At 53.8% G+C, this 5,418-nt stretch carries 1 protein-coding gene; it reads right to left on the bottom strand.

Features of this window, described 5'->3' with window-relative positions; genetic code table 11:
• Positions 1 to 5,418, bottom strand: a 5,418-nt coding sequence (locus EAE90_RS22670; protein WP_214055390.1) for a non-ribosomal peptide synthetase, incomplete at both ends; no start/stop codon positions are given.

Below are 5,418 nucleotides of genomic sequence, written 5' to 3'. Positions count from 1 at the left end.
GGCACATAAGCACCACCGGCTTTCAGTATTGCCAATATCCCTACCACCATTGCCGGTGAACGCGACACACAAATCGCCACTCGTTGATCCGGCGCTACGCCCAGTTCAATTAGCTGATGAGCCAGACGGTTAGCACGGGCATTTAATTCCGCATAGCTGAGGGTTTGCTCTTCATGCACTAATGCTGTCGCATCCGGAGTTTGCTCCACCTGCTGTTCAAACAACTGATGAATACACCATGCATCAGGATACGCGGTTTCCGTTGTGTTCCAGGTTTCCAGCAACAACTTGCGCTCCGCTTCCGGCAGAATATTCAATGTCCGTACCGGCGTTTCCGGGGTTTGTTCCAATGCCTCTGCCAGGCTCTCCAATGCCTGCTGCATATAGCCGCATACCCGTTCCGGTTCAAACGGCTGGGCAACTTGAACGGTTATCCCCAAGGATTCGCCAAAATCCTCCACCGACAGCACTAACGGATAATTGGTTCGCTCCTGCATATCAAGGAATTCGATACCGTTTACAAGTTCATCCAAGGTTGTCGAAGACACATTATGTCGATAGTTCAGCAAGCTGCTAAAGAGGGGGATCTCACCCTGCACACCACTGCAACGCTGGGCCAACGCCAGTGACGCATGTTCATGTTCTAATAATCCGGCCAACCGGGTATGGGCGGCCAGCACACTCTCCCGTACCGGCGTATCATCGATGTCCAGCCGCAGCGGCAAAGTATTGATAAACAGCCCCATGCCATTGTCGGCGCCTTCACCCGCCTGCATCCGTCCAAACAGCACGGTACCGAACACCACTTGCTCCTGATCGCTGGTATGTGACAACACCTGCGCCCAGGCCAAATGACACAAGGCCGCCAGACTGACCCCCAAACGCCGGGCCTGACCACGCAGACGGTCATTCAGTTCAGACGCCAGCATCCAGTAAGATTCCGTCACCTGTGAACCATCACGATGCACCTCCGTCAATCCAAATGGCAGCGTCGGTTCGCTCACCTCCGCCAACATCCCGGTAAAGAAACGGGTGTGTTCCTCCTGACTCACGCCCAACCGGGCCTCAGCCACTAAATTACGGAAAGAGACTGGAGAAGTCAGACTCTCCTCCCGTTCAGTAAGATACGCCTGAACCTCACTGTTCATCACGTCCAGCGTGGTATGGTCGCCAATCAGGTGATGCAGCAATTGCAGTACCACCCAACGACCATCCGTTTCCTGCGCCACCACAAACCGCAACAATGGCGCTTGATCCAGCTCAAGACGATAATGACGGGGATTAAAGCGTTGAATCAGTTGTTCACAAATTGGCCCATCCGCCGGGTCTAGCGTCAATTCAGTGACTGATAAAGGCGCCTGACGCCAGACGACCTGAGCCGGCACAGACAACTCTTGCCAGACAAAAGCAGTGCGCAGAATATCGTGACGATCAACAACTTGCTGTACCGCCGTCAGGTAACGATCTAGCAGAGTTCGATCAGCGAAGGCCATCTGCCCGGCTAACAAATAGGGGTCGCCTTCGCTTGCCAGTAAGTGGTGGAACAAAATACCGTCCTGTAACGGCGACAGGGCATAGATATCCTGAATGTTGCTCACCCCGCCCGGCACCTGCCTGACGATGCGGTCAATGTCGGCCTGAGTCAAATCAATCAGCGGCAACATCGCCGGCGTCAGGGCTGTCGTTGCCGGAGTGATGACGTTAGGCGGCACTATCACAGCCTGATGCTGTCCCAACGTTTGGGCCAGGTTTGACAGTACCGGCGACTGGAACAGATCACGCGCCGTCAGCGTCAATCCCAGATGACGCAGGCGTTCAACCATCCGTATTGCCAGCAACGAATGACCGCCCAGAGCAAAAAAGCTGTCGTACCGGCTGACCTGTTCAATCCCCAGTAATTCACGCCAGATAGCCGCCAGTGCGATTTCTGTTTCTCCCTGAGGCGCAGCGTAAACCTGGTGAACAAAGGCTTCATCGTCCGGTTCCGGCAATGCTTGATGATCCAATTTACCGTTCGGCGTTAGCGGAAATGCATCCAGCCGTACAAAGGCCGCTGGCACCATATAGTCAGGCAAAATAGCGCTTAGATGAGCCCGCAAGCTGCTTACCAGTCCGTCACGGGCTTCCGCCGCCACATAGGCCACCAGCCGTTTTTCCTGCCCTTCTCCGCGTGCCAACACCGCCGCCTCACGCACCGTTGGGTACTCTGCTAACCGAGCCTCAATTTCCTCCGGTTCAATACGGAAACCACGGATTTTAACCTGCTGATCATTGCGGCCCAGGAATTCCAGATTGCCATCCGGTAGATAACGAGCCAAATCCCCGGTGCGGTACAGGCGAGCATCCGGGTTATCGCTGAACGGATCAATCAGGAAACGTTCAGCGGTCAATTCAGGCCGATTAAGATAACCACAGGCCACGCCATCTCCCCCGATATAAATTTCACCGACCACACCTAACGGCACCGGTTGACCATAGGCATCCAACAGATAAACCCGCGTGTTGGCTACTGGTCGACCGATAGGGACGCGAGCAGCTCCCGGCGCTAATTCAGTGATACGGTATGTTGCTGTAAAGGTGGTGCCTTCACTCGGTCCATAGCCATTTAATAGCTGTTGTGGCGGACTGGTGTTCAGTACCTGGCCGATAACATGGGGATCAAGGGCATCTCCGCCGACAATCAGCAGCTTTATCTGTGGCAGAACCGGAGACAGCTCCGTCGCTAACTGGTTAAACAATCCGACACTCAACCACAGAACAGTGATTCGCTGAACCTGTAGCTCTTGTACAAACGCCTGCGGCGTCAACAAAGTGTCATGATCGATAACCACTAACGCGCCACCATTGAGCAATGGCGCCCAGACTTCAAACGTGCTGGCATCGAACGCCGGATTAGCGGCAAAAGCCACCCGATCATCCGGTCCGATTTCAGCATAACCATTATTGATAACCAGCCGGACCACCGCACGATGCGGCACTAAAACCCCTTTAGGCATCCCGGTAGAACCGGAGGTGTACATGATATACGCTAACTCGGTGCTGGAACGCGCTAAGTTAAGGTTAAAGCGATCTTCTTCTTCACAGCCCATGTCCGTCTCATCCGAGAGACGAAGCAGCGGCACAGCCAGGTTCACCGGAATATCCGCTCGTGTATCAGTGAGCAGCAATCTGGCGGAACAATCACTTATCAGCCAGTTTTTCCGTTCATCCGGTACATTGGGATCAACCGGCACGTAAACGGCGCCGGCTTTAAGAATCGCCAATTGCGCCACTATCAGTTCCATCGAACGCGCTAGCAGGAGCGCAATATGATCACCAGGACAAACGCCTTGTTCGATCAATTGACGAGCCAGCCGGTTAGCCCGAGTATTTAATTCGGCATAACTGAGCGTTTGCTCTTCATACATTAATGCTATCGCATCAGGCGTTTTCTCCACCTGTTGCTCAAACAACTGATGGATACATAACTCATCAGGATAGGCGGTTGCCGTGGCGTTCCAGGTTTCCAGCAACAACTTGCGCTCCGCCGCAGACAGGAGATCAATTTCTCTAACCGGCTGTTGAGAGTCAGCCGCCATCGCTTGCAGCACTGTGTGCAGGTATCCCACCTGCCGTTCCATTGTCTCTGGATCAAACAGGGCCGTGGCATAACTCAATGCGCCAACAATCCGGCCCTCCGCCTCTGACAAGCTCAGTTCAAGATCAAACTTGACAACATCAATATCTTGATCAACCGGAGACACCGCCAGCCCCGGTAATCCCCACGCCGTGTTCTCATTGTTCTGCCAGACAAACATCACCTGGAACAATGGGGTATGCGCCAACCGGCGCGGCGGTTGCACGATTTCCACCACCTGTTCAAACGGTAAATCCTGATGCTCCTGCGCCGTCAGTGCGGTTTGCCGGACTCGCGCCAGTAATTCCGTCACCGTCAGTTCACCCGATAGATCCATGCGCAACGCTAACGTATTGACAAAGAAGCCAATCAACGACTCCACTTCCTGACGATTGCGACCCGCACTCGGTGTGCCAATCACCATATCTTCCTGACCTGACAGACGCGACAGAACCACCGCCCAGGCTGATAACAGCGTCATAAATAAGGTGACGCCGTGCTGTTCACTCAGGCGCTTAAGGGCGGTCGTTAACGCCACATCCAAGTTAATCGGCACGGATTGCCCAACAAACGACTGCTCCGGCGGACGAGGCCGATCTGTCGGCAAATCCAGCAAGACTGGCGCATCAGCCAACATGGCACGCCAATAGTCAGATTGAACCTGAATACGTTCAGCCGACAACCACTGACGCTGCCAGGCAGCGTAATCCGGGTATTGAATCGCCAACGGCGGCAACGGATCGGATTGTCCGTCTATAAACGCCATATAGAGCGTGTTCAGTTCCTGTATCAGCACATTGGCAGACCAGCCATCGGAAATTATGTGATGTAAGGTCAGCAAAAACTGATATTCATCATCGGTGATCCGGATGAGATCAGCACGGATAAGCGGGCCGCTTTCAAGGTCAAATGACGCATGGGCTTCCTCCACGCTCAGACGCTCAAGAACAACATCAACATCCGGTATCCCACGCAAGTCATATTGCGATAACAGTAAGCCGCTATCTGACTCCAACAGACGTACTTGTGGCTGACCATCGACAGAAACAAAGACCGAACGTAACGCTTCATGACGGGCAAATAAGGTATCCAGCGCTTTTTGCCAAGCCATAATATCCAATTGTCCAGATAAACGCAGGGCCATCGGGATATGATAAGTTTCACTGACGCCCTCAAGCTGCGCCAGGAACCACAAGCGCTGTTGAGCAAATGACAACGGTAATGCCCCATCACGGGATATCGGCAAGATATTATCCGGTTGACCAGGCCGAGCCTTCATAACCTCTGCAAACGCCTTTAACGAAGGAGACTTAAACAGAGTCGTTAGCGGCAGTTCGATACCCAAAGCCGCCACCCGGTTCATCACCCGCACCGCCAGCAACGAATGGCCGCCCAGAGCAAAGAAATTGTCATACCGGCTGATCTGTTCAACACCTAAGACTTCACGCCAAATCGCCGCCAGAGCTATTTCCGTTTCTCCCTGTGGCGCTTCGTAAACCTGATGGGCCACGGCTTCATCGCCCGGCGCTGGCAGCGCTTGACGATCCAATTTACCGTTCGGCGTCAATGGCAGCGCATCCAGCCGTACAAAGGCCGACGGCACCATGTAATCAGGTAAAATAGCTTGCAGGTAAGCACGCAGGCTTGTCACCAACCCCTCATGAGCTTCCGCCGCCACATAGGCCACTAACCGTTTTTCCTGCCCTTCCCCTTGCGCCAATACCACAGATTCACTCACCGCTGGGTGTTCCATCAACCGGGATTCAATTTCCCCCGGCTCAATGCGGAAGCCACGGATTTTA

This window comes from Photorhabdus caribbeanensis, from assembly GCF_018448885.1.
Classification (GTDB): Bacteria; Pseudomonadota; Gammaproteobacteria; order Enterobacterales; family Enterobacteriaceae; genus Photorhabdus; species Photorhabdus caribbeanensis.
This window is presented reverse-complemented; position numbering and strand designations above follow the sequence as displayed.